Raw genomic sequence first — 23,806 nt, 5'->3', positions numbered from 1 at the left:
ATAGTGTACCTCAGGAAACCCAGCCGGGGGCGGCCGGGCGGCAGCCGTTACTTTTGCTTACGTGTGAAAATAGGCGGGGTATTTACTGTTCGCCGTCGCTGGTGGCCGTGGCGACGACCGGAGACATCATGTGGCCCAGCTTCAGTGCCTTCGTGTTCAGGTAGTGCTGGTTGAAGACGTTGCGGTTCACCAGCAGCGGCACGCGCTCGGCCACGGGCATGCCCAGCTTTTCCATCGCCGCGATCTTGCGCGGGTTGTTCGTCATGAGGCGCAGGCTCTGCACGCCGAACTGCTGCAGCATGGGCGCCACGAGGCCATAGCTGCGCTGGTCCGGCTTGAACCCGAGCTGCTCGTTGGCCTGCACCGTATCGGCGCCCGCTTCCTGCAGCCGGTAGGCGCGCATCTTGTTCAGCAGGCCGATGCCGCGGCCCTCCTGGCGCAGGTACAGCAGCACGCCGCGTCCCTCGGCCGCGATGCGCTGCAGCGCGCCTTCGAGCTGGGCGCCGCAATCGCAGCGCTGGGAAAACAGCACGTCGCCGGTCAGGCACTCGCTGTGCACGCGCGCCAGCACGGGCGCACCGTCGCCGATATCGCCCAGCACCATCGCCAGGTGTTCCTTGCCGGTCGAATGCTCGACGAACGCGTGCAGCGTGAACTCGGCCCACGGCGTGGGCAGCGCACACGAGGTGACGTATTCGAGATCGGCGGGATCGACGGGGATTTCAGCGACGGGCTGCATGGTTATGCTCTTTTCATTCGGGTACGTATAAGCCCTTCATCATAACAAAGATTGTGGTTTCGGCCGAGAAGCCCAACGGCCAAACCCGGATCGCAATAGCCGAGCCCGTGTCCCGGTGCCTGGGAGGAGAGATGCCATGCATGGCATCTCCGCTACGCAGGCGCAGAGCAGTGCTCTGCGAAGCTGCGGCCATGCAGGGCCGCATCGTTCCGCAGGCGTGGAGCAGGCTCCACGAAATCCCTGCGTCACCCCCTGCTACGCCACGGGGACACGGGCTGAACCATTAATACGGCAGGTCGAAGACCAGCACTTCGGCCGCTTCCGCCTTGTCCAGCGTCACCTGCGTTTCGCGGGTGAGCTTCAGCGCGTCGCCGCCCTTGAGCGCGGTGCCGTTGACGCTCACCGTGCCGCGGATCACGTGGACATAGCTGGCGCGCTCGTCATCGAGCGTGTGTGTCACGCTGTCGGCCTCGTTCAAGATCGTCGCGTAGATCCGGGCGTCCTGGTGGATCGTCACCGAACCGTCGCGGCCGTCGGGGGAGGCGATCAGGCGCAGCTTGCCCTGCTTGCTCTCCGGCGAGAAGTGCTTTTCCTCGTAGCCCGGCGCGATGCCGGTTTCCGCCGGCTGGACCCAGATCTGCAGGAAGTGCACGCGCTCGGTGTCCGAGTGGTTGAACTCGCTGTGCCGCACGCCGGTGCCGGCCGTCATGCGCTGCACGTCGCCGTAGCGCAGCACGCTGCCGTTGCCCATGCTGTCCTTGTGCTCCAGCGCGCCTTCGAGCACGTAGGAGATGATCTCCATGTCGCGGTGGCCGTGAGTGCCGAAGCCCTGGCCCGGCATCACCTTGTCCTCGTTGATCACCAGCAGCGGGCCGAAGCCCATGTGGCGCGGATCGTGGTAATGGCCGAACGAGAAGGTGTGACGGGAATCGAGCCAGCCATGGTTGGCGGCACCGCGTTCTTCGCTGCGACGGACTTCTTGCATGATATGCTCCTTTGATGTTGTTTGCGATCGTTTCGAACACCGTTTCTTTGTGTTCTCAGCTCGGATGAAAAGAGTATAGGCCTGTCCAAACGATTAAAAAAACGGAAAATTTACCCCTCTGTTATCGAAAAATTCGAACATGCTCAGACTCAGCCTAGAAGCCCTGCAGATCGTCGATGCGATCGACCGCCGCGGCTCGTTTTCCGCCGCCGGCAAGGAATTGCACCGCGTGCCTTCGACCATTTCGTACACCGTGAGCAAGCTCGAGGATGATCTCGGGGTGCAGGTGTTCGAGCGCAACGGCCCGAAAGTGGAGTTGACGAAAGCGGGCCGCGAATTGCTGAAGGAAGGCCGTTACCTGCTGCGCGCCGCGCAGGACCTCGAGCACCGCGTGCGCCGCGTGGCCTCCGGCTGGGAGACCGAGCTGGCGATCGGCCACGATTCCATGTTTTCCAGCCTCGCATTCGGCGAGGACATCCTTGCCTTCTATGAAGTCGCGCAGCAGACCCGCCTGCGCATCGTGCGCGAGGCGCTATCCGGCACATGGGAAGCGCTGCTGGACCGGCGCGTCGACCTGGTCATCGGCGCGCCCGGCGATGGCCCGGCCGGCGGCGGCTATGTGTCCGAGCCGATCGGCACGCTGGGCTGGGTATTCGCGGTGGCGCCTTCCCATCCGCTGGCCGCGGTCGAGGGCCGGCTGGGCCGCACGCACCTGCAGCAGTACCGCGCCGTGGCGATGGCCGATTCGGCGCGGCAGATGGCGCCACGCACGGTCGGCCTGCTGCTGGGGCAGGATACGCTGACGGTGCCGGACATGGCGTCCAAGGTGCAGTACCAGGTTGCCGGCCTGGGCTTCGGCTTCCTGCCCGAACCCTGTGCGCGTGCCGCGATCGCCGCCGGGTTGCTGGTGGAAAAGGAAGTGGAGGAGCCGAAACCGGACGAAACCTTCTACCTGGCCTGGCGCACCGGGGAAACGGGCGCCGCGCTGCAGTGGTGGCTGGCGCGAATGCGCGCCGGCGTGCTGTTCGACCGCATGTGTCGCCACCTGCCCACGACTTGACGGCGCTTCTTTGCGCCACGTCAAGAATTCCGCCGGATTGAAATTGGTTTGTGGTAACAATTGACTGCGGCCAATAATTCCGGGCTACCATCCGGATCTCCCATCGAGAGATCCGTTCATGGCCACGATATCCCTGCACCTGCTTGCCGACCGCAAAGGCGTTCCCGCCGGCCCGCTGCTGTCCACGCGCACAGGCCGGTGTGCCGGGGCAACCGCGCTGTCGGGCGTTATCGACGATTCGACGGGCCGTTGCCATGGCTGAGATGGCGATCGCACACTGCCTGGCCCTGTGCCGCGCGGCCCGCTCGCAACGGGGCTTGGCGCTCGCGGCAACGCTCGATAGGCTGGAGGAGGAACTCGGCGAGCTGTGCGCTTGGCGCGGCCCGGCAGACGAGGCGCAGGCGGCCGATGCGGCGATGGAACTCGACCTTGCCGGGTATGTCACCAGCTGGAATGCCGGTGCCGGGCAACTGTTCGGCTACACGGCCGCGGAAGCCATCGGGAAACACGTGCTGTTCCTTTACACGGATGACGACGACGAAGGCAGCATCGCCGAGCTCGTCGTGGAACCGGAACGGGCGGGCCCCGAGGTACGGCGCCGCAAGAAATCCGGCGACACGATCCGGGTGCGGCTGTCGATCGCCCTCGTGAAGGACGATGCCGGGGAGGCAGCCGGCATGCATGTGCGGCTGGTCCGGGTGGCGGATGGCATGTCGGCGGCCGAGAAAACCAGCCTGCACGCCCGCATCGTCGACGATACGGACCAGGGCGTGGTGGTCTTCGATGCGAGCGGGCGGATCGTATCGGTCAACGGCGCGTTCACGCGCATCACCGGCTACACGCAGGCCGATGCGATCGGCAAGTCGCCCGACCTGCTGCGCTCCGGACCGCACGACGGGCGTTTCCGCTCGCTCGTGCAGGCTGCGCAGGGTGGTGCCGCACCCTGGCGTGGCGAGATCGCGGGGCGCCGCAAGAATGGCGAGCTGTTCCCGCAGACGACGGTCGTGAGCGCCATCCGCGACGAGGCCGGGCGGATCAGCCACGCATTCGCGCTGCTGACCGACATCAGCGTGCACAAGGATGCCGAGGCGCGCATGCAGCGCATGGCCAACTACGACGCGCTGACCGGATTGCCGAACCAGGCCCTGCTGATGCAGTTGCTGGGGCAGGCGATGGCGGAGGCGCGGCGCACCCACGACAGCGGCGCACTGCTGGTCGTCGAGATCACGCGGCTGGGCGCCATCACCGACACCCTGGGCCACGAGGTGGGCAATGCGCTGCTGGTCGAAGCGGGCAAGCTGCTGCGCTCGCGGCTGCGCGAGGGCGACATCCTGGCGCGGCTGGGGGGCGGCAAGTTCGCCATCGGCCTGCCGCGCATCGAACGGCGCGAACACGCCGCGCTGGTCGCGCGCAAGGTCACCGACGTGCTGGCCGCGCCGATCGCGATCGGCAAGCATTCGCTGCAGGTCGGCACCCATGTCGGCATCGCCGTCTGGCCCGAAGATGCGCACGAGCCGGGCGCGCTGCTGCGCGGCGCGGACGTGGCCGCGGCGCGCGCCGGCACCAGCCTGGAACCGGCGCTGCTGTTCTTTTCCGAGGAGATGAACCAGCGTGTCAGGGAGCACTTGCGCATCGAAAGCGAATTGCGCGCCGCGCCGGGCAATGGCGAGCTGCTGCTGTACTACCAGCCGAAGGTCAGCCTGCGCAGCGGCCGCATCGTCGGCGCCGAGGCGCTGCTGCGCTGGCGGCACCCGGTGCGCGGGCTCGTGTCGCCGGGCGTCTTCATCCCGGTGGCCGAGGAAACCGGTTCCATCATGGAGCTCGGCGACTGGGTGATCGAGGAAGCCTGCCGGCAGATCGCCCGGTGGCGCGAAGCAGGCGTGGCCATGACGCCCGTGGCCGTCAACCTGTCGGCGCGCCAATTCGACCGGGGCCTGCCGCAGCGCATGGCCGCGGTGCTGGAACGCTACCAGGTGCGCTCCGAGCAGATCACGCTGGAGATTACCGAAAGCCTGCTGGTGGGAGGCGCCGATTCCGTCATCGCGATCATGAACGAACTCGTGGCGATGGGCCTGGCACTGGCCCTGGACGATTTCGGCACCGGTTATTCGAGCCTGGCCTACCTGAAGAAATTCCCGATCAGCACGCTCAAGATCGACCGCGCCTTCGTGGTCGGCCTGCCGCACGAGGAAAACGACTGCGCCATCGCGCGCGCGATCGTCACGATGGCGCAGCAACTGCGGCAGGAGATCGTGGCCGAAGGCGTCGAAACCATGGAGCAGATGGCCTTCCTGCGCGAACTGGGCTGCGACCAGCTGCAGGGCTACCTGTTCAGCCAGCCCGTGCCCGTGGCCGACTTCGAACGGATGCTGCGCGACGGCCGGCGCCTGGCGCTGGCCCCGCCAGGCCACCGGGAGCCAGTGCCGATCCACGATCGAGGGGCATCTTCCGCACGGGCGGGGCGCCGGTAGACGAGACGATAAACGGGAAAGCCGCCCTGGCGAGCGGCTTTCGGTGTTCCCGAATGGCCGGGAACCGCGCCTGGGCGCATCGAGGACTACATCTCAGCGCTTGTCGTCGTTCTTGTGGCTCTGGCGGCCGGCCTGGGCGTGCTGCTCGGGCGTGCCGCCGCGTGTGCCGCCGCCGCTCGAGCCCTGGTTACCCTGATTGCCGCTGGAACCCTGGTTGCCCTCGCTGCCGCTCTGGCGGTTGCCATCGTTCTTGTGGCTCATGCTGCCAGCCTTGCGGGCCTCTTCCGAGGTGAACTCATGCGCGTTGCCGGAAGCGTGCGCCGCGCGGCCGCCTTCCGAGGCGATTTCGCGCTGGCGCTGCGGGTCCATGGAAGCAAAGCCGCGGTTGCTGGTATCGCCGCTCTGGTTGTTTCCTTTGTTCCCGCCCTGGTTGTTGCCTTGGTTTGATGATGCCATGGTTCTCTCCTTGATCGTGATGAACATTGCATACCCTTTACGGAACCTGTGATCACGCCGAAAATCGCGTGCAAGTCGTGTAACGGAGCGCTCATCTTAGGCCCATCGGATGGACGTTTTTATAAGAGGTCAGGACAGACCCTTGTAGGACAATGCCGCATATAAAAGTAACACAGCAATTTAAAAACGTAACATTTATGGCCATACCGGAACCCCATGACCACTACCTCAACGCCGGTGCTTCCCACCATTTCGCCTGCCGGTGCGGCGGGCATCACGATGCAGGCGCAACCGCTGCGCCTGAGCCCCGGCGACGACCTGCGCGGTGCCATCGAACAGGCCTTCCAGTCGCAGGGCGCGGCCTTTGTATTGCAGGCGATCGGATCGCTGTCGGTCGCGCGGCTGCGTTTCGCCGGCCGGCCGCAAGCCGATGAACTGGCGGGTGACATCGAGATCCTCACGCTGGCCGGCTCCGTCTCGCCCGATGGTGCGCACCTGCACATGACGATCGCCGACGCCGACGGCCGCGTATTTGGTGGCCATGTCGCTCCCGGCTGCATCGTGCGCACGACGGTGGAGCTGCTGGCGGTGGCGCTCCCCGGCCATGCCTTTGCCCGGCAACTCGATCCCGCAACGGGGTATCCGGAACTCGTCGTCAGCGATTGCGCGAGCGGCCCGACACCCGCCTCCTGACTGCCAGGCCCGGTTAATTCCGTGCCGGCCTTCCACTTCTCAGCGGGTCGAGCAGGCCGCGCAAGTCGTTATGATCGAGCTCGTACATCAGCGCCAGCAGCGCGCCCAGCTCGCCCTTGGGAAATCCGGCACCGGCCATCCAGCCCAGGTAATGGCCGGGCAGGTCGGCAAGCTTGCGGCCCTTGTATTTTCCATAAGGCATTTCACGGACGAGGAGCAGGGCAAGGGCTTCGGTATGCATGGTTGAATCAGGGCGTTTCGGGATCGGCAGGGGGCTCGCCTGGCTGGGCGGGCCCTTTTTTCAGGTGCTTCATGAATTGCTTGAAGTGCGGCTGGAACTCGGCGAACAGCGGATGGTCACGGTTTTCCAGCATCACCTCGGAAAACAGCTTCAGGCCCACGGCAAACGACGTGGCGGTGTCCGGATCGAAATCGCCGCGGCCGCGCATGCGCTCCACGATGGCGAAGATGTCGTCATGGTTGCCTGTCTCGAATGCCAGCGGAGAACGCGTGACGGGGTTGCCGCCCGGGTCCTGCAGGTGTTCGATGGTGACGCGGTAACGGTGCTGCTTCATGGTTCCTCCGATGAATTCAGTCCGGCAGCAGCAGCGCATGCTGCGTGGCGGTATGGAAATCGCGCCAGACACGGTTGATGGCGGCATCTTCCCGCGCCGCCTGCAGGCCGCAGTACGGATACAGGCCGTCGACGGCCCGGCGGCAGGTGTCCACTAGTTGCAAGGATACCCGCTGCAGCAGGGTTTCGTCCGGTACCGTGTGCCGGACCACGGCGGCCCAGGCGCCGTCGAGCGCGGCATACAGCGCGGCGCGGTCGGCCGCCAGTTCTTCGCGCGTTCGTGCCAGCCGCGCCGCCACCGATGGCACCGCGATCAGGGGCACGCCGGTACCGTGCTGGCGCCGCGCCGCGATCACCGGTTCGGCCAACGCCACGAAGCGGCCGGCCATGCCCAGCAGGTTGGCTGCCAGCGTCACGTAGGCGAGCGCCATGAACGGGAAGCGGTACAGTGGGCCATCGGCCGTCGCGTGGGCGGCGTCGATCGTGAAGCCATGGCTGGCCGGCACATGGGCGCCGTCGATCCGGTACGCATGTGAAGCCGAGGCGCGCATGCCGATCGCCTGCCACGAAGCTTCCAGCGCCACGTGCCGTGCCGGCACGACGAAGGCCTGGATGCGCGGCCGGCCCGCATCGTCGCGCAGCACCTCGCCACGCTCGCGCAGCACGGCGTTCAGCGTGAAATGCGTAGCCATCGGCGCACCGCTGGCGTAATCCCAGCGGCCGGTGAGCAGGAAACCGTCGCCGTCGATGTCGGCAAAGCCGGTCGGGGCACCGCTGCCGGCCAGGCAGGCGCCCGGCGTGGCCATGATGTCGCGCGCCAGGGCAGGGGGCAGGAACCCGCCGAACCAGCCGGCACCCGCGCACAGCGTGACGACCCAACCCAGGCTGCCATCGGTAGCCGCGAGCTGCTCTTCCAGCCGCACCACCTCCGGCAGCGGCAGCTCGGCACCGCCGGCGGCACGCGGCGCCAGCATCTTCAGCCAGCCCCGCTCGTGGATATGCGCCTGCTGCCCGGGCAGCAGGAAACCCGCCACCTCGGCCTCCCGCCACGGATCCGCCGACACTTTTCCATCGTCAGCCATAGATACGCTCCAGGCTGCCTTTACCGAAGTATTTTTCATACTCGGCGGCGGCGTTCACGTCCATCATGCCGGCCAGGTAGTCGAGCACCAGCCGTTCGCGCGTGTCCTTCAGGCAGCGCAGTTCCGGCGGCAGCAGCACATTGTCGCGGTTGTAGCCGCGATCGGTCAGCACTTCGAACAGCCCGCGGATGATCTTCTCGCCGCGCTTCTCGTACAGTTGCACATCCTTCTTGCGCAGGATCGCTTTCCACAGCAGGGTCTTCAGCCCGCGCGCCAGCGGGCCCATCGCGCGGTAGCCCAGTTCGGGGCCATGCGCGCCATCCACGACGGCGATGTCGCGGCACAGCTCATGCACGATCTGCGACGTCATTTCCTTGCGCAGTACGATCGAGTATTCCTCGGAGCTGGCCTGCGCTTCGCTTTTCAGCGCTTCCTCGTGCGCGCCGTGGGCGATGCGCGAAAACGGTTCGAACGCGTCGGCGAAATCGCGGCTGATGCGGAATTCGTGCAGGATCTCGCCCCATGTGATGATGCCGAAGCTCATCGCGTCTTCCAGGTCGTGCGCGGCATACGCGATCTCGTCGGACAGGTCCATGATCTGCGCGTCGATCGTCTTGCGGACCGACAGGCCGTGCCGTGCCAGCTCGCCGGACAGGAAATGGAAATCCTCGTCGTACAGGAATTTCCTGGGATTGTCGGCGCGGCGGTAAAAATACTTGGTGATGCCGGCCAGCGTGCGCACCGTGAGGTTCAGGCCGGCGTAGGCGTGGTGCTTTTTCTCGAGGGTGCGCAGGATGCGGAATGCCTGCGCATTGCCTTCGAAGCCGCCGTGCTCCATGCCCAGCTCATCGAGGATGCGCTCGCCGTAGTGGCCGAACGGCGGGTTGCCCAGGTCGTGCGCCAGCGCGCACGTTTCCGCCACGACGCTGCGCTCCAGCCCCAGGTCGGCGGCGATCGAGCGGGCGATCTGCGCCACTTCGAGGCTGTGCGTCAGCCGGTTGCGGTTGAAATTGGCGGCATCCACGCCGAGCAGCTGCATCTTGCCCTGCAGCCGGCGGAACGACGCCGAATACAGCACGCGCGCGTAGTCGCGCATGCATTCCTCGCGGCCCTCGGCGCGGCCGTCGGCCTGCGCATGGACACGTACTTCGAGCGGCAGGATCAGCGCTTCCTGCTCGCGGGCGAATTCCCTGGTTGCGGCACTGTACATATCGAATCCTCGTGATGACCGCCGATTGTAGCCCGCCGACGGGTGTATATTGCTGCCGATTCGCGTTTCGCTTCACGTTTCGCTACACGTTTCGCTACACGTTTCGCTACACATTTCCGACTCACATCTGACACCATCGAGCATGTCCCCGGCTTTCCTGTTTTTCGTCATCTTCGCGTATTTCGCCCTGCTGCTGGCCGTGGCCTGGGCCACGTCCCGCAACGCCGACAATGCCAGCTTCTTCATCGGCAACAAGAGCTCCAACTGGGCGCTGGTGGCGTTCGGCATGGTCGGCACCACGCTGTCCGGCGTCACCTTCATCAGCGTGCCCGGCGCGGTCGGGCGCGACGGCTTCGGCTACCTGCAGATCACGTTCGGCTACGTGATCGGCTACCTGGTCGTGGCCTTCGTGCTGCTGCCGCTGTACTACCGGCTCAGGCTCACGTCGATCTACCACTACCTCGACGTGCGGCTGGGCCGCCGCGCGTACCAGAGCGGCGCCGCGTTCTTCATCGTGTCGCGCACGCTGGGCGCCACCGCGCGGCTGTACCTGGTCGTCAACATCCTGCAAGCCACGATCCTGGACCGCCTCGGCGTGCCGTTCTGGGCCACGAACCTCGTGATCCTGCTGATGATCCTGCTGTACACCTATGAAGGCGGGGTGAAGACGATCGTCTGGACCGATACGCTGCAGACCACCGGCATGCTGGCCGGCCTCGTCACGTGCGTGTGGTTCCTGCTGCACACGCTGGACCTGTCGGTCATGGACAGCCTGGCGCACATGCAGGCGGCAGGGCTGGCGCGGGTCTTCGACTTCGATGTCGACAGTCCCGGCTACCTGTGGAAGCAGGTCGTGGCCGGCGCCTTCATCACGATCGCGATGACGGGCATGGACCAGGAGATGATGCAGAAGAATATCTCCGTGCGCACCTTGCAGGGCGCGCAGAAGAACATGCTGCTGCTTACGTTCATCCTCGTCATCGTGCTGGGCCTGTTCCTGTTCCTCGGCGGCCTGCTGCACCTGTATGCGCCGCAGGCCGGCGTGACGGCCACCGGCGACAAACTGTTCCCCACGATCGTGATGGACCACCTGCCGGCGGCGATGCAGCTGATCTTCTTCGTGGCACTGGTATCGGCCCTGTTCCCCAGCGCCGATGGCGCGATCACGGCGCTCACGTCGTCGTTCTGCATCGACCTGCTCGGCCTGCAGCGCAGGCAGGATCATCGTACGCTGGACGAACGGGCGGCGGTGCGCTGGCGCCATCGCGTGCACCTGGGCTTCTGCGCGCTGTTCCTGCTGCTCGTGATGGTGTTCAAGTGGATCGACAGCGCCAGCATGATCGGCGTGATCCTGAAGCTGGCCGGCTACACGTATGGTCCGCTGCTGGGCCTGTTCGGCTTCGGCCTGCTGACCCGGCGCGCCGTGCGCGATCGCCTCGTTCCCGCCATCGTCATTGCCGGACCGGTGCTGTGCGCGCTGCTCGAACACTGGCAGCACCTGTTCTTCGGTACCTACAAAATGGGGCTGGAGCTGCTGGTCGTGAACGGCCTGTTCGTGTTCGCCGGACTGTGGCTGGTTTCCTCACCCGGAAGGCGTGGCGCGCCGGGCGCCGCAAACTGATACAGTCACGTAATACAGTACTAAATTAAGCAATTTATCAACTTTAATCCCCGGAGCTGCCTGTGTCCCGATCCGTGTTTTCGTACGTCCGTGGCGGTATTGGCCGCGTGTGGCGCTTCATCGATGCCAGCCGCCGCGCCGTGATGAACCTGATTTTCCTGGTGATCGTCATTGCCTTGCTATATGCAATCTTCGGTGGCGGCGTCAAGCCGCTGGGCGAGAAGACGATGCTGGTGCTGAACCTGAACGGCCAGCTGGTCGAGCAGGCGCCGGGTGGCGCCAAGCTGGCCGCGCTGGCGAATCTCGGCGACGACAACGTGCGCCGCTACATCCAGTTGCGCGACGTGCTGCGGGTGCTCGATAGCGCCGGGCGCGACCCGGACATCGGCGGCGCCGTGCTGCTGGTGGACGAGATGGAAGGCGGCGGCCCGGCGATGCAGCGCGAGATCGCGGCCGCCATCGACCGCTTCCGCGCCACCGGCAAGAAGGTGGTCGCCTGGGGTTCGAACTACAACCAGAGCCAGTACCAGATCGCGGCCCATGCCAGCGAAGTCTACCTGCACCCGATGGGGACCGTGATCCTGGATGGCTACGGCAAGTACCGCACCTACTACCGCGATGCGCTGGACAAGCTGGGCGTGACGGTCAACCTGCTGAAGGTCGGCAATTTCAAGAGCGCGGCGGAGCCGCTGGTGGCCAACGGCCCGTCGCCGGCCGCGAAGGAAGCGGAAGCCTACCTGAACAACGACCTGTGGAACCGCTATCTGCAGGATGTCGAAAAGGCCCGCAGGCTGCCGGCCGGCACGATCGCGCAAGGCATCGAAAACCTGCCGGCGCTGCTGGAACGGCATGAGGGCAGCCTGGCGAAGATGGCGCTCGGCGTGAAACTGGTGGATGGCCTGAAGACGCGCGACGAGATCCGCAAGCTGGTGCTCGACCGTGGCGTGCCGGACGCGCAGAACAAGTCGTTCCGCCAGGTCGCCTTCGACGACTACCTGACGCGCCTGCCGCAGCACATCGCCGGCGATGCGGTCGGCGTGGTGATGGCGGTCGGCGAAATCGGCGACGGCATCGCCGCGCCGGGTTCGATCGGCGGCCTGTCCACGTCGAACCTGATCCGCATGGCGCGCGAGGACGACAACATCAAGGCCATCGTGCTGCGCGTCGATTCGCCGGGCGGCAGCGCGTTCGGTTCGGAACTGATCCGCCGCGAACTGGAACTCACGCGCGCGGCCGGCAAGCCGGTCGTCGTCTCGATGGGCAACCTGGCGGCATCGGGTGGCTACTGGATCTCGATGTCGTCCGACGAGGTGATCGCCGACGCATCCACGATCACGGGCTCGATCGGCGTGTTCGCGCTGTTCCCGACCGTGGACAAGGTGATGGACAAGCTGGGCATCCACACCGCGGGCCAGCCCACCACATGGCTGGGCGACGCCGGCAACCCGACGCGCCCGATGGACCCGCGTTTCGGCCAGCTGCTGCAATCGTCGATCAACAACGTGTACGCGGATTTCACGACCAAGGCGGCCCAGGCCCGCAAGAGCACGCCGGAAAAGATCGACGCCGTGGCGCAGGGCAGGGTATGGACGGGTGCCCAGGCGCAGGAACGCGGCCTGGTCGACACGCTGGGCAGCTTCAACGACGCGGTGCGCTCCGCCGCGCGCCGCGCCAAGCTGGGCGCCGACCCGCGCATCGTGTATATCGAACGCGAAACCACGCGCTTCGACAAGCTCCTCGACTTCTTCGGCGCGCCGCAGGCCGTCGGCGACATGATCGACGCCGCCGTTGCCCGGCAGGTCGGCTCGGTGCTCGCGCCCGCCGGCATCCCCGCCGGCGTGGCAGGCCATGTCGCGAAGGAGCTGAACTGGCTGAACGAGATGACGGCGCAGAAAAAGCCGTTCATGGCGCTGACGCATTGCATGTGCGGCGTACCGGAGTGACGCGGCCGCCGCTGATCGACCTGCGCGTGCGCGACGTGCGGCCCTTCATCGGTTCGGCCGATTTCGCGCTATCGAAGGCTTTCTACGTGGCACTCGGCTGGCAGGTCGAGTACGAGGATGCCAGCCTGGCCCTGCTGGCCAACGCCGGCCATCGCTTCTACCTGCAGAATGCCTATGCGAAGGACTGGATCGAGAACACGATGCTGCACGTGACCGTGGCCGATGCCACGGCGGCCTACGCGCAGGTAAAGGCGCTGCTCGACTCCGGCGGTTTCGGCGGTGCCCGCGTGGCGCTGCCCAAGCGCGAAGCGTATGGCGCGCTGGTCACGCACCTATGGGATCCGGCCGGTGTCCTGCTGCACCTGGCGCAGTGGCTCGACGATGGGCGGCCGGCCGGCGAAACGCCGACATGATCCCGGCCCGCCGGGCTGCTACCGGCCGCACGAACAGATAGCCCCGGCCTTCCCCGCGCGGCGTGCCTGCAGCGCTGCCATCGCAACGCCGGTCCCCATCCCGCATGCCGGTCAATGCTCCCACCCGGCGGAGCGCTTCACGAACGCTACCCACGCCTTCCGCACCGGCGGCCATGCCGTTCGTCCCTGTTCCAACGTGAAAAGAACGTCGACCTGACAGCGCGGGCCGTGCAGCCCTGTTCGAACGGAAAACATACATCCTTGCCAATGCAGGAAAAGCAAGTGTTGGCAGCGTGTCTTGCGATAAGGACAGGAATGGCTTCGTAATTGTCGTCCAGACGCGACTGACCTGGACGTATCGGGGCACACTTTGATCCAGGGCAATCCCGCGATATATCCCGGCGGCATGATTTCAGTTCCGAAATTTACAACCGGGAAATCGCGATGAGTTCCGTAACGACCCATTTTGATGCACAGCTGGACGACACGCAGCAATATTACCGCCCCCATCTCCCATACGAATTCAATGGCCAGGACAACGACAATGGCTATTCGGCGATCTGGTATGCGGCCGACATCATCGCGGTGGACCAGACCGACCTGGACGTCCTGTACAACTACGCCGCTGAAGTGTTTACCCCGACCGTCAACGGCAACTACACGATCACGGTGGACTCGGCGGTAGGCCTGGTGGCCGATGGCAGGTCCGACACCCAGATCTGGCTGTACGACACCAGCTTCGATCCGGAGCATCCGCTCGACAATATCATCGCCGCGAACGAGGACATCGATTTCAGGGACGAGAACGACGAGCCGGTCAACTGGCTGTCCCACCTGCCGAACATGCCGCTGATTGCCGGCCATACCTATGTGCTGGTGGTCACCACGTATGCGCCCGACGCGACCGGTTCCGCGAGCTTCAGCGCCATCGGACCAGGCGCACTGGTGCTTGGCGATGCGCCGCCGGACACCACGGCTCCGCTGGTGGAATCGGTCGGCGTGCCCGCATTGGGCACCTATGGCGCTGGCGAACACCTCGATTTCACGGTCACGTTCGATGAAACGGTGCTGGTCGACACGGGCGGCGGCGCGCCGACGCTGGGCCTCGTCATCGGCGGCCAGGCGGTGGACGCGTCCTATACTGGCGGCAGCGGTACCAGGACGCTGACTTTCAGCTACACGCTGGTCGATGGCCAGGAAGACACCGACGGCGTCGACGTCGCGACGCTGGAACTGCATGGCGCCACCATCCGCGACATTGCCGACAACGACGCCGATACCACGCTGCCGGACGTGGGCGATACCTCCGGCGTGCTCGTCGGCAGTGCCGCTCCCGCCATCGTCGCGGTCGCGGTGCCGGCAGCGGGCACCTACGCGCTGGGCAGCCAGCTGAACTTCACGGTCACGCTCGACGAAGCCGTCATCGTCGATACCAGCGGCGGCACCCCGCGCATCGCGCTGGACATCGGCGGCCAGACCGTCTACGCGAGTTATGCAAGCGGCAGCGGCACCACTTCCCTGGTCTTCCAGCATACCGTGACGAGCGGAATGACGGACACCAACGGCATCACGGTCGGCGCCTTGTCGGCCAATGGCGGCACATTGAAGGATACCGCCGGCAACGATGCCGCGCTGGTGCTGCAAGGCGTCGCCAGCACCGCGGCCGTGCTGGTCGACAGTATCGCACCCTCCATCCTTGCAGTCGCGGTACCGGCGGCGGGCACCTACGGGGCAGGCGGGCTGCTGAAGTTCACGGTCACGTTCGACGAAGCCGTCACCGTCGGCAGCGGCGGCACCCCGCGGATCGCGCTGGATATCGGCGGCCAGATCGTCCACGCGAACTATGTGAGCGGCAGCGGCACTACCGCGCTGGTGTTCCAGCACACGCTGGCAGGCAACCGGTCCGACAACGATGGCATCACGGTCGGCGCGCTGTCGCTCAACGGCGGCACGCTGAAGGATGCCGCCGGCAACGATGCCGTGCTGGCGCTGCAGGCGGTAGCCAGCACCGCGAACGTGCTGGTCGACAGCGTCGCGCCTTCCATCACCGGCAACATCGGTGTTCCTGCGGGCAGCACTTACCGCGCCGGGGATACGCTGACCTTCACGGTGACGTTCGACGAGAACGTGGTTGTCACGGGCACGGACAGCACGCTGGGCCTGACGATCGGCAGCACGGCGCGCTTTGCCACCTTCGCTTCGAAAGCGCAGAATTCGATCACGTATACCTATACCGTGCAGGCGGGCGACAACGATACGAACGGCATTGCGGTCACTACGCTGAGCGCCGGTACGGGCACGATCCGCGACACGGTCGGCAATGATGCTTCGCTGACGCTGTTCAGGCATGTACCGTCCATGAGCACCATCCTGGTGGACACGCGGGCGCCGGCGGTAAGCGCCGTGGCGGTACCGCCCAACGGCGCGCATGGCGCCGGCACGGCGCTCGATTTCACGGTCACCTTCGACGAGAACGTGACCGTCACCGGTACCGGCAGCACGCTCGCCCTGACGATCGGCGCCACCGCGCGCAATGCGACGTTCCTGTCCAGCGACGCGAGAGCGGTGACTTACCGCTATACCGTGCAGGCTGGCGACAACGACGCCGACGGTATCGCGGTCGGTGCGATCAGTCTCGGTGCCGGCTCGATCCGCGACGTGGCGGGCAACAACGCCGCGCTGTCGCTGGTCGGGAAAGTGCCGTCGACCGCCGGCATCACGGTGGACGTGCGCGCGCCCGTGGTCAGCGGCGTGACGGTCCCGCAGAATGGCTTCTATAAAGCCGGCATGGCGCTCGATTTCACCGTCGCCTTCGACGAGGCGGTGACCGTTACCGGTACCGGCGGCACGCTGGCGCTGACGATCGGCGACACCGCGCGCAATGCAGCGTTCCTGTCCAGCACCGGCAATACGGTGACTTACCGTTATACCGTGCAGGCAGGCGACAATGATTTCGATGGCATCGCGGTCGGTGCGATCGGCCTTGGCGGGGGCACGATCCGTGACGCGGCAGGCAACCATGCCGTGCTGTCGATGATCGGGTACCTGCCGTCGACAGCCAATGTGCGGGTGGACACGCGCCCGCCCGCGGCGACCGAGGTGGAGGTACCCCAGGATGGCGTGTATGTTGCCGGCATGGACCTTGATTTCACGGTCTCCTTCGACGAGTTCATCAACGTTGCCGGCACCGATGGCACGCTGGCGCTGACGATTGGCGGCACTGCCCGCAACGCCACGTTCCTGTACAACGTCGACAACATCGTCATCTACCGCTACACCGTGCAGGCCGGCGACAACGATGCCGGTGGTATCGAGGTTGGCGCGATCAACCCGGGCAGCGGCACGATCCGCGACGCGGCAGGGAACGATGCCACGCTGGCGCTGATCGGAAACGCGCCGTCGACGGCCGGCATCGTGGTGGACGCGCGCGCGCCGGCGGTGATCGGCGTAGCGGTACCGCAGGACGGCACCCACGGCGCCGGCGCGCAGCTCGATTTCACAGTGACGTTCGACGAAGCGGTGAATGTCACCGGCACGGATGGCACGCTGGCCCTGACGGTCGGCGGCACGGCACGCGACGCGACCTTCCTGTCCAGCAGCGGCAACACGGTCACTTACCGCTACACGGTGCAGGCGGGCGACGACGATGCCGATGGCATCGAGGTCGGCGCGCTCGACCCGGGCGCCGGCACGATCACGGACGCGGCAGGCAACGATGCTGCGCTGTCGCTGGCCGGGCACGTGCCGTCGACCGCCGGCGTGGTGGTGGACACGCAGGCGCCGGCGGTGACCGGCGTGACCGTACCGCAGGCCGGCATCCACGGCGTCGGCACGCAACTCGACTTCACCGTTGATTTCGACGCAGCGGTGACCGTCACCGGCACGGATGGCACGCTGGCACTGACGATCGGCGGCATCGCCCGCGACGCGACGTTCCTGTCCACCACCGGCAACACGGTGACTTACCGCTACACCGTGCAGGCGGGCGACAACGATGCCGACGGTATCGAGGTCGGCGCGATCGGCCTGGGTACCGGCGCGATCCAGGACACGTCAGGCAACGATGCCATGTTGTCCCTGGCCGGGCACGTGCCATCGACCGCCGGCATCGTGGTGGACACGCAGGCGCCGGCCGTGGCCGGCGTGACGCTGCCGCCCGGCGGTACCCACGGCGTCGGCACGCAACTCGACTTCACCGTGACGTTCGACGAAGCGGTGACCGTCACCGGCACGGACGGCACGCTGGGCCTGGCGATCGGCGGGACCGCGCGCGATGCAACGTTCCTGTCCGCCAGCGGCAATACGGTCACTTACCGCTACACCGTGCAGGCCGACGACAGCGACGCCGACGGTATCGAGGTCGGTGCGCTCGACCCGGGGGCGGGCGCGATCACGGATGCGGCAGGCAACGATGCCGCGCTGTCCCTGGCCGGGCACGTGCCACCGACCACCGGCATCGTGGTGGATACGCGGGCACCGGCCGTGGCCGGCGTGACGCCGCCGCCCGGCGGTACCCACGGCGCCGGCACGCAACTCGACTTCACGGTCACGTTCGACGAAGCGGTGACCGTCACGGGCACGGACGGCACGCTGGGCCTGACGATCGGCGCGACCGCGCGCGACGCGACGTTCCTGTCCGCCAGCGGCAATGCGGTCACCTACCGCTACACCGTGCAGGCCGGCGACAGCGATGCCGACGGTATCGAGGTCGGCGCGCTCGACCCGGGTGCCGGCGCGATCCGCGACGCGGCCGGCAACGATGCCGTCCTGTCCCTGGCCGGGCACGTGCCGCCGACCGCCGGCATCGTGGTCGATGCGAAGGCACCTGCCGTGACCGGCGTATCGGTACCGCAGGGCGGCACCCATGGCGCCGGCGCGCAGCTCGATTTCACGGTGACGTTCGACGAAGCGGTGAATGTCACCGGCACGGATGGCACGCTGGCCCTGACGATCGGCGGCACGGCACGCGACGCGATTTTCCTGTCCAGCAGCGGCAGCACGGTCACTTACCGCTACACCGTGCAGGCGGGCGACAACGATGCCGATGGTATCGAGGTCGGCGCGCTCGACCTGGGCGCCGGCACGATCACGGACGCGGCAGGCAACGATGCCGCACTGTCGCTGGCCGGGCATGTACCGTCGACCGCCGGCATCGTGGTGGACACGCAGGCGCCGGTGGTGACCGGCGTGACCGTACCGCAGGCCGGCATCCATGGCGTCGGCACGCAGCTCGACTTCACCGTTGGTTTCGATGCAGCGGTGACCGTCACCGGCACGGATGGCACGCTGGCACTGACGATCGGCAGCATCGCCCGCAATGCGACGTTCCTGTCCACCACCGGCAACACGGTGACTTACCGCTACACCGTGCAGCCCGGCGACAGCGACGCCGACGGTATCGAGGTCGGCGCGATCGGCCTGGGTACCGGCGCGATCCGGGATACGGCAGGCAACGATGCCACGCTGTCCCTGGCCGGGCACGTGCCATCGACCGCAGGCATCCTGGTGGATGCGCTCGCGCCGGTGGTCAGCAGCGTATCGGTGCCGCAGGGCGGCATCCATCGCGCCGGCACGCAACTTGACTTCACCGTGACGTTCGACGAAGCGGTGACCGTCACCGGCACGGACGGCACGCTGGGCCTGACGATCGGCGGGACCGCGCGCGACGCAACGTTCCTGTCCGCCAGCGGCAATACGGTCACCTACCGCTACACCGTGCAGGCCGGCGACAGTGACGCCGACGGTATCGAGGTCGGCGCGCTCGACCCGGGGGCGGGCGCGATCACGGATGCGGCAGGCAACGATGCCGCGCTGTCCCTGGCCGGGCACGTGCCATCGACCGCAGGCATCCTGGTGGATGCGCTCGCGCCGGTGGTCAGCAGCGTATCGGTGCCGCAGGACGGCATCCATCGCGCCGGCACGCAACTCGACTTCACGGTCACGTTCGACGAAGCGGTGACCGTCACCGGCATGGACGGCACGCTGGGCCTGACGATCGGCGGGACCGCACGCGACGCGGCGTTCCTGTCCGCCAGCGGCAATACGGTCACCTACCGCTACACCGTGCAGGCCGGCGACAGCGACGCCGATGGTATCGAGGTCGGCGCACTCGACCCGCGTGCCGGCGCGATCCGCGACGCGGCCGGCAACGATGCCGTCCTGTCCCTGGCCGGGCACGTGCCGTCGACCGCCGGTATCGTGGTGGACACGCGCGCACCGGCGGTGACGGCCGTGTCGATACCGCAGGCCGGCACCCATGGTGCCGGCACGCAGCTCGATTTCACGGTGTCCTTCGACGAAGTCGTGGCCGTTACCGGCACGGATGGCACGCTGGCCCTGACGGTCGGCGGCACGGCGCGCGACGCGACCTTCCTGTCCAACAGCGGCAACACGGTGACTTACCGCTACACGGTGCAGGTCGGCGACAACGATACCGATGGTATCGAGGTTGGCGCGCTCGACCTGGGCGCCGGCACGATCCGCGACGCGGCAGGACACGATGCCACGCTGTCGCTGGCCGGGCATGTGCCGTCGACGGCGGGCATCGTGGTGGACACGCAGCCGCCGGCGATCACGGGGGTCACGGTACCGCAGAGCGGCACCCACGGTGCTGGCGAGCATCTCGATTTCACGGTCACCTTCGACGAGACCGTCATCGTTACCGGCACGGATGGCACGCTGGCCCTGACGATCGGCGGCACCGCGCGCAATGCGACGTTCCTGTCCGGCAGCGGCAACACGGTGACTTACCGCTACACCGTGCAGGCCGGCGACAGCGATGCCGACGGCATCGCTGTCGGTGCGCTGGTACTGGGCACGAGCACGATCACGGACGCGGCCGGCAACAATGCGACGCTCGTGCTGACGGGCCACGTGCCCGGCACGGGCGGCATCCAGATCGATGCCGATGCCCCCGCGGTGGCCGGCCTCATCGGCGTGCCGCCCGCCGGCACCTACGCAAACGGCGACACGCTGGTGTTCACGGTGACATTCGATTCGGATGTCGTCGTGCAGGGCAGCGGCAGCGTGCTTGGCCTGGCGATCGGCGGCGCCACGCGTGACGCCGTGCTGGTCTCCGCTCCAGGCGGGGCAACGCTGACGTATGCCTATACGGTGCAGCCGGGCGACAGCGACGCGGACGGCATCGCCGTCACCGGGATCGCCCTGAACGGCAGCACGATCAGGGACGCGGCCGGCAACGATGCGGCGCTGGCCCTGGGCGGCCATGTGCCGCCGCTGGGCGACGTGCTGGTCGATGCGCACGCGCCGTCGGTGTCGGGCGTTGCCGTCCCCGCGGCCGACACGTATCGCGCGGGCGACACGCTGAGCTTCACGATTGCCTTCGATGAAAACGTGGCCGTCACCGGCATGGACAGCACGCTGGCCGTGATCGTGGGCGGAACGACGCGGACCGCCTCCTACGCGTCGAGCAACGGGAACGCGGTGACCTACACCTATACCGTGCAGGCCGGCGACAACGATGCCGACGGCATCTCGATCGGCGCGCTGGCGCTGGGCACGAGCACGATCGCGGACGCGGCAGGCAACGATGCCGTGCTGTCGCTGGCCGGCCACCTGCCGCCCACGGGGAATATCCGGGTCGATACGCAAGCGCCGGCGGTGGCGAACGTGGCGGTGCCGGCCAACGGTAGCTATAACACCGGCACGCACCTCGTCTTCACCGTCGTCTTCAGCGAGGACGTGACTGTCGACGGTGCGGGCAGCACGCTGGACCTGGCGGTGGGCGGCGCCGTGCGCAACGCCGCCTTCGTGGCCGGCAGCGGCAATACGGTGACGTACCGCTACACGGTGCAGGCCGGCGACAATGATGCCGATGGCATCGCGATCGCCGGACTCTCGCTGAACGGCAGCACGATCACGGACGCGGCCGGCAACGATGCGACGCTGACCCTGGCCGGCCATGTGCCGCCGCTGGGTGGTATCGTGGTCGATACGACCGTGCCCGGCCCGGTCGACACCCGGGCGCCGGTGGTGGCAGCGGTCGGCATCCCCGCGAGCGGCACCTACGCCGCCGGCGGCCAGCTCGTAATCACCGTGACGTTCGATGAAAACGTGATCGTCAACGGTAACGGCAGCACGCTGGCGCTGGTGGTGGGCGGTACCGTGCGTCACGCTGCGTTCGTTTCCGGCAGCGGCGATACGGTGACCTACCTCTACACGGTGCAGGCCGGCGACAGCGATGCCGATGGCATTGCCATCGCCGGTCTCTCGCTGAACGGCAGCACGATCACGGATGCGGCCGGCAACGATGCGACGCTGGCACTGGCCGGCCATGTGCCACCGCTGGGTGGCGTGCTGGTCCAGGGCACCGCGCCGGACAGCACCGCGCCGGTATTCGCCAGCGCCGCCGTCAATGGCCGCACGCTGGTACTGTCGTACGAGGAGGCCGGCCTGCTCGATGCGGCGCATGGCCCGGCCGCCGGTGCGTTCACGGTGATGGCAGGCGGTACGGCCAAGGCCGTATCGGCGGTCACCATCGATGCCGCCGCCCGCACGGTCACGCTGACGCTCGCCACGGCGGTGCGCCATGACGAGCCGGTGACGGTGGCCTACCGCGACCCGACCGGCGGCAACGATGCCGCCGCGATCCAGGATGCGGCCGGCAACGATGCCGCATCGCTGGCGACAACGCCGGTCCTGAACACCACGCCGCCGATCCTGACGCCGCCCCCGGTCGATCCGCCGCCCGTCGGCCCGCCGCCGGTCGATGCGCCGTCTCCCGGCGACACCACCGTCGATGGCCTCGTGGTGCGGACGGTTACCGTCACCCGGGCCGACGGTTCGGTAACGCAGGTCATGACGGTCCCGGTCGTGACGGAAAGCCGTGTCGAGCAGGTGGGAGCCGTGGACATGGCCGACATCCCGCTGGTGACGAATGCTGCCGGCGCCAGCCTGCTGACCGCGCAGCTACCGATGGGCTATGGCCTGCAGGCCAGCGGCGCGACGCGGCCGGCGGCGGTGGCGGCATCGTTGACCGACCTGATCCGCGAAATCCGCGCGCACACCACCAATGGCTCAGCCGACCAGGCGCAGCTGACCGGCGCCGGCACCAGCTTCGTCGGCACGCTGGATGACGGAACGGCACTGCTGGTGCAGACCATCGTGCCCACCGCCGCGGCGGATGCCGTGCCCGGCAGCCTGGTCATCAGCGGCGCACCGGCTGCCGCGGGCCACCCGCCAACCGCACTGGTGATCGATGCGCGCGGGTTGCCGCCCGGTACGAGCATCGAGCTGAACGACGTGGAATTCGCGGCGGTGGTCGGCGCGGTGCGGATCGTCAGCGGTGCCGGCGCGCAGATCGTCTCGGGTGACAGCGCCGCCCAGGACATCATGCTGGGCGAGGGCGACGACCTGCTGCACGGCGGCGACGGCAACGATATCGTCGGCAGCGGCGCCGGCAACGACCGTGTATTCGGCGATGAAGGCGACGACATCGTCTTCGGCGGCGAGGGTGACGACCTGGTCGATGGCGGCAGCGGCAACGATATCGTGCAACTGGCCGGCGCCGGCCGTGCCGACTACAGCCTGCGCGTGGTGGACGGCAGCCTCGTGATGGCGCACCGTGACGGCGGTATCGATGGCACGGATATCGTCGGCAACGTGGAAACCCTGTCGTTCGCGGAGGCCGACCGGTCCGTGTCCGGTTCGGTTGCACGCCTGGTCGAGGCCTTGACGGGAACGCAGGCCGGCGTGGCCAGGGTGGACGCACTGGCGCAGATGATGGAGCAGGGCGCGAGCCTGTCGCAGGTTGCGCACCTGGTGTACGGGCAGACCGGCCTCCATGCGGAACTCGATGACGCCGCCTTCGTCAGCCAGTTGTACGGGAACGTCCTCCATCGTCTTCCCGACAGTGGCGGGCTGGCTTCGTGGGTCACCCTGCTTGCGTCGGGGGTGTCGCGAGCCGATGTGGCGCTTGGTTTCAGTGAGTCGGCGGAAAAGCTTGCCATGTCCTGGCAGGTGGACTTCAACGCCACCGACGTGGCCACGCTCGTGCGGATGTATGACACGCTGTTCGATCGTCTTCCCGACAACGTCGGGCTGAACTACTGGATCGGCAGGCATGAAGCCGGCGTATCGATGATGGCGATTGCCGATGGGTTCGTGGCCAGCACCGAAAGCCGGGACGAGCATGGCGGACGCGGCGATGCCGACTTCGTGACGACGCTGTACCGTAACGGGCTGCAGCGCGATGCGGCCTCGGAAGAGGTGCAGTACTGGACCGGCCTGCTGGCGGACGGCCATCTCGACCGCGGCGACGTGCTGCTTGCCTTCGCCGACTCGGCGGAAAAGGTGGCGCTGGTGGGCACCATGTCGACCACGTTCGACATCCTGTAAAGCATGGCGGTCCGGCGCGGCGCGCGGAGGTCTGGCCCGCGCCGCGGCTTTTCTGCTGCAAGTGCACGCGACACATCTCGCCAGCGAATTCGCTTGACCGTCGCGCAAGCGGGGGCCTATGCTTGGTGCGCCGCACAAGCCGCCGTCCCGCCGTATTGTTCCATCTGCGCCATTCCATCTGCGCCATTCCATCTGTGCCGTTC

Annotated in this window: 15 protein-coding genes; 8 read left to right on the top strand and 7 right to left on the bottom strand. The window is 67.1% G+C overall.

What is annotated here, in order from left to right:
• Positions 1–82 precede the first annotated feature (82 nt).
• The gene (ribA, locus tag ACY65G_RS02345; protein WP_464995752.1) at positions 83–739 is read right to left on the bottom strand and encodes a GTP cyclohydrolase II; all 657 of its coding nucleotides are present in this window, start codon (positions 737–739) and stop codon (positions 83–85) included.
• A gap of 283 nt (positions 740–1,022) precedes the next feature.
• On the bottom strand, positions 1,023–1,724 hold the full coding sequence (locus ACY65G_RS02340) for a pirin family protein (RefSeq protein WP_464995751.1): 702 nt from the start codon (positions 1,722–1,724) through the stop codon (positions 1,023–1,025).
• Positions 1,725–1,863: 139 nt separating this feature from the next.
• Between ACY65G_RS02340 and ACY65G_RS02335 the strand changes: the two genes are divergently transcribed.
• The 3 genes from ACY65G_RS02335 (at position 1,864) to ACY65G_RS02325 (ending at position 5,255) form a co-directional block, all read left to right on the top strand.
• On the top strand, positions 1,864–2,784 hold the full coding sequence (locus ACY65G_RS02335; protein ID WP_464995750.1) for a LysR substrate-binding domain-containing protein: 921 nt from the start codon (positions 1,864–1,866) through the stop codon (positions 2,782–2,784).
• Positions 2,785–2,902: 118 nt separating this feature from the next.
• The gene (locus ACY65G_RS02330) at positions 2,903–3,046 is read left to right on the top strand and encodes a hypothetical protein (protein ID WP_464995749.1); all 144 of its coding nucleotides are present in this window, start codon (positions 2,903–2,905) and stop codon (positions 3,044–3,046) included.
• On the top strand, positions 3,039–5,255 hold the full coding sequence (locus ACY65G_RS02325; protein ID WP_464995748.1) for a putative bifunctional diguanylate cyclase/phosphodiesterase: 2,217 nt from the start codon (positions 3,039–3,041) through the stop codon (positions 5,253–5,255). Before ACY65G_RS02330 ends, ACY65G_RS02325 begins: the two co-directional genes overlap by 8 nt.
• Positions 5,256–5,348: 93 nt before the next feature.
• Here ACY65G_RS02325 and ACY65G_RS02320 read toward each other — a convergent pair whose 3' ends face one another.
• Positions 5,349–5,711, bottom strand: coding sequence for a KGG domain-containing protein (locus ACY65G_RS02320; RefSeq protein ID WP_464995747.1), 363 nt, complete (start codon positions 5,709–5,711; stop codon positions 5,349–5,351).
• Positions 5,712–5,990: 279 nt separating this feature from the next.
• On the opposite strand from ACY65G_RS02320, the gene ACY65G_RS02315 reads away from it, so the two are divergent.
• Complete coding sequence (locus ACY65G_RS02315; protein ID WP_464995897.1) at positions 5,991–6,404, top strand: PPC domain-containing DNA-binding protein; 414 nt, start codon at positions 5,991–5,993, stop codon at positions 6,402–6,404.
• A gap of 13 nt (positions 6,405–6,417) precedes the next feature.
• Here the strand turns inward: ACY65G_RS02315 and ACY65G_RS02310 are convergent, their stop codons facing one another.
• From ACY65G_RS02310 to dgt, 4 genes are read right to left on the bottom strand one after another with little or no spacing between them, the layout of a single operon-like run.
• Positions 6,418–6,645: a DUF3820 family protein gene (locus ACY65G_RS02310; RefSeq protein ID WP_464995746.1), complete on the bottom strand. Its 228-nt coding sequence runs from the start codon at positions 6,643–6,645 to the stop codon at positions 6,418–6,420.
• Between the two features lie 7 nt (positions 6,646–6,652).
• Positions 6,653–6,979 (bottom strand): DUF3861 domain-containing protein, encoded by a 327-nt coding sequence (locus tag ACY65G_RS02305; protein ID WP_464995745.1) that lies wholly within the window; start codon positions 6,977–6,979, stop codon positions 6,653–6,655.
• 16 nt (positions 6,980–6,995) lie between these two features.
• Positions 6,996–8,060: an acyl-CoA dehydrogenase family protein gene (locus ACY65G_RS02300; RefSeq protein WP_464995744.1), complete on the bottom strand. Its 1,065-nt coding sequence runs from the start codon at positions 8,058–8,060 to the stop codon at positions 6,996–6,998.
• A complete protein-coding gene (dgt, locus tag ACY65G_RS02295; protein ID WP_464995743.1) occupies positions 8,053–9,270 on the bottom strand; it encodes a dGTP triphosphohydrolase in 1,218 nt (405 codons plus the stop codon). The genes ACY65G_RS02300 and dgt overlap by 8 nt, the downstream gene beginning before the upstream one ends.
• 142 nt (positions 9,271–9,412) lie before the next feature.
• On the opposite strand from dgt, the gene ACY65G_RS02290 reads away from it, so the two are divergent.
• The 4 genes from ACY65G_RS02290 to ACY65G_RS02275 all read left to right on the top strand — a co-directional run bounded on the left by ACY65G_RS02290 (position 9,413) and on the right by ACY65G_RS02275 (position 23,603).
• A complete protein-coding gene (locus ACY65G_RS02290) occupies positions 9,413–10,891 on the top strand; it encodes a sodium:solute symporter (protein ID WP_464995742.1) in 1,479 nt (492 codons plus the stop codon).
• A gap of 62 nt (positions 10,892–10,953) precedes the next feature.
• Positions 10,954–12,834 carry a signal peptide peptidase SppA gene (sppA, locus tag ACY65G_RS02285; RefSeq protein ID WP_464995741.1) on the top strand — a complete coding sequence of 627 codons (1,881 nt, stop codon included), beginning with the start codon at positions 10,954–10,956 and terminating at the stop codon, positions 12,832–12,834.
• Positions 12,831–13,247: a VOC family protein gene (locus tag ACY65G_RS02280; RefSeq protein WP_464995740.1), complete on the top strand. Its 417-nt coding sequence runs from the start codon at positions 12,831–12,833 to the stop codon at positions 13,245–13,247. The genes sppA and ACY65G_RS02280 overlap by 4 nt, the downstream gene beginning before the upstream one ends.
• 444 nt (positions 13,248–13,691) lie before the next feature.
• Positions 13,692–23,603, top strand: a complete 9,912-nt coding sequence (locus ACY65G_RS02275; RefSeq protein WP_464995739.1) for a DUF4214 domain-containing protein — start codon at positions 13,692–13,694, stop codon at positions 23,601–23,603.
• The last annotated feature ends 203 nt before the right edge of the window (positions 23,604–23,806 follow it).

This window comes from Pseudoduganella sp. jia 12, from assembly GCF_055502675.1.
The sequence above is the reverse complement of the archived record's forward strand: the minus strand, read 5'-3'. Positions and strand labels throughout refer to the sequence as shown.

Coding starts and splice junctions, on each gene's coding strand:
- ACY65G_RS02310 (WP_464995746.1), bottom strand. CDS start 6,645: ATGCATACCGAAGCCCTTGCCCTGCTCCTCGTCCGTGAAATGCCTTAT.
- ribA (WP_464995752.1), bottom strand. CDS start 739: ATGCAGCCCGTCGCTGAAATCCCCGTCGATCCCGCCGATCTCGAATAC.
- ACY65G_RS02335 (WP_464995750.1), top strand. CDS start 1,864: ATGCTCAGACTCAGCCTAGAAGCCCTGCAGATCGTCGATGCGATCGAC.
- ACY65G_RS02330 (WP_464995749.1), top strand. CDS start 2,903: ATGGCCACGATATCCCTGCACCTGCTTGCCGACCGCAAAGGCGTTCCC.
- ACY65G_RS02275 (WP_464995739.1), top strand. CDS start 13,692: ATGAGTTCCGTAACGACCCATTTTGATGCACAGCTGGACGACACGCAG.
- ACY65G_RS02300 (WP_464995744.1), bottom strand. CDS start 8,060: ATGGCTGACGATGGAAAAGTGTCGGCGGATCCGTGGCGGGAGGCCGAG.
- ACY65G_RS02320 (WP_464995747.1), bottom strand. CDS start 5,711: ATGGCATCATCAAACCAAGGCAACAACCAGGGCGGGAACAAAGGAAAC.
- ACY65G_RS02305 (WP_464995745.1), bottom strand. CDS start 6,979: ATGAAGCAGCACCGTTACCGCGTCACCATCGAACACCTGCAGGACCCG.
- ACY65G_RS02290 (WP_464995742.1), top strand. CDS start 9,413: ATGTCCCCGGCTTTCCTGTTTTTCGTCATCTTCGCGTATTTCGCCCTG.
- dgt (WP_464995743.1), bottom strand. CDS start 9,270: ATGTACAGTGCCGCAACCAGGGAATTCGCCCGCGAGCAGGAAGCGCTG.
- ACY65G_RS02340 (WP_464995751.1), bottom strand. CDS start 1,724: ATGCAAGAAGTCCGTCGCAGCGAAGAACGCGGTGCCGCCAACCATGGC.
- ACY65G_RS02315 (WP_464995897.1), top strand. CDS start 5,991: ATGCAGGCGCAACCGCTGCGCCTGAGCCCCGGCGACGACCTGCGCGGT.
- ACY65G_RS02325 (WP_464995748.1), top strand. CDS start 3,039: ATGGCTGAGATGGCGATCGCACACTGCCTGGCCCTGTGCCGCGCGGCC.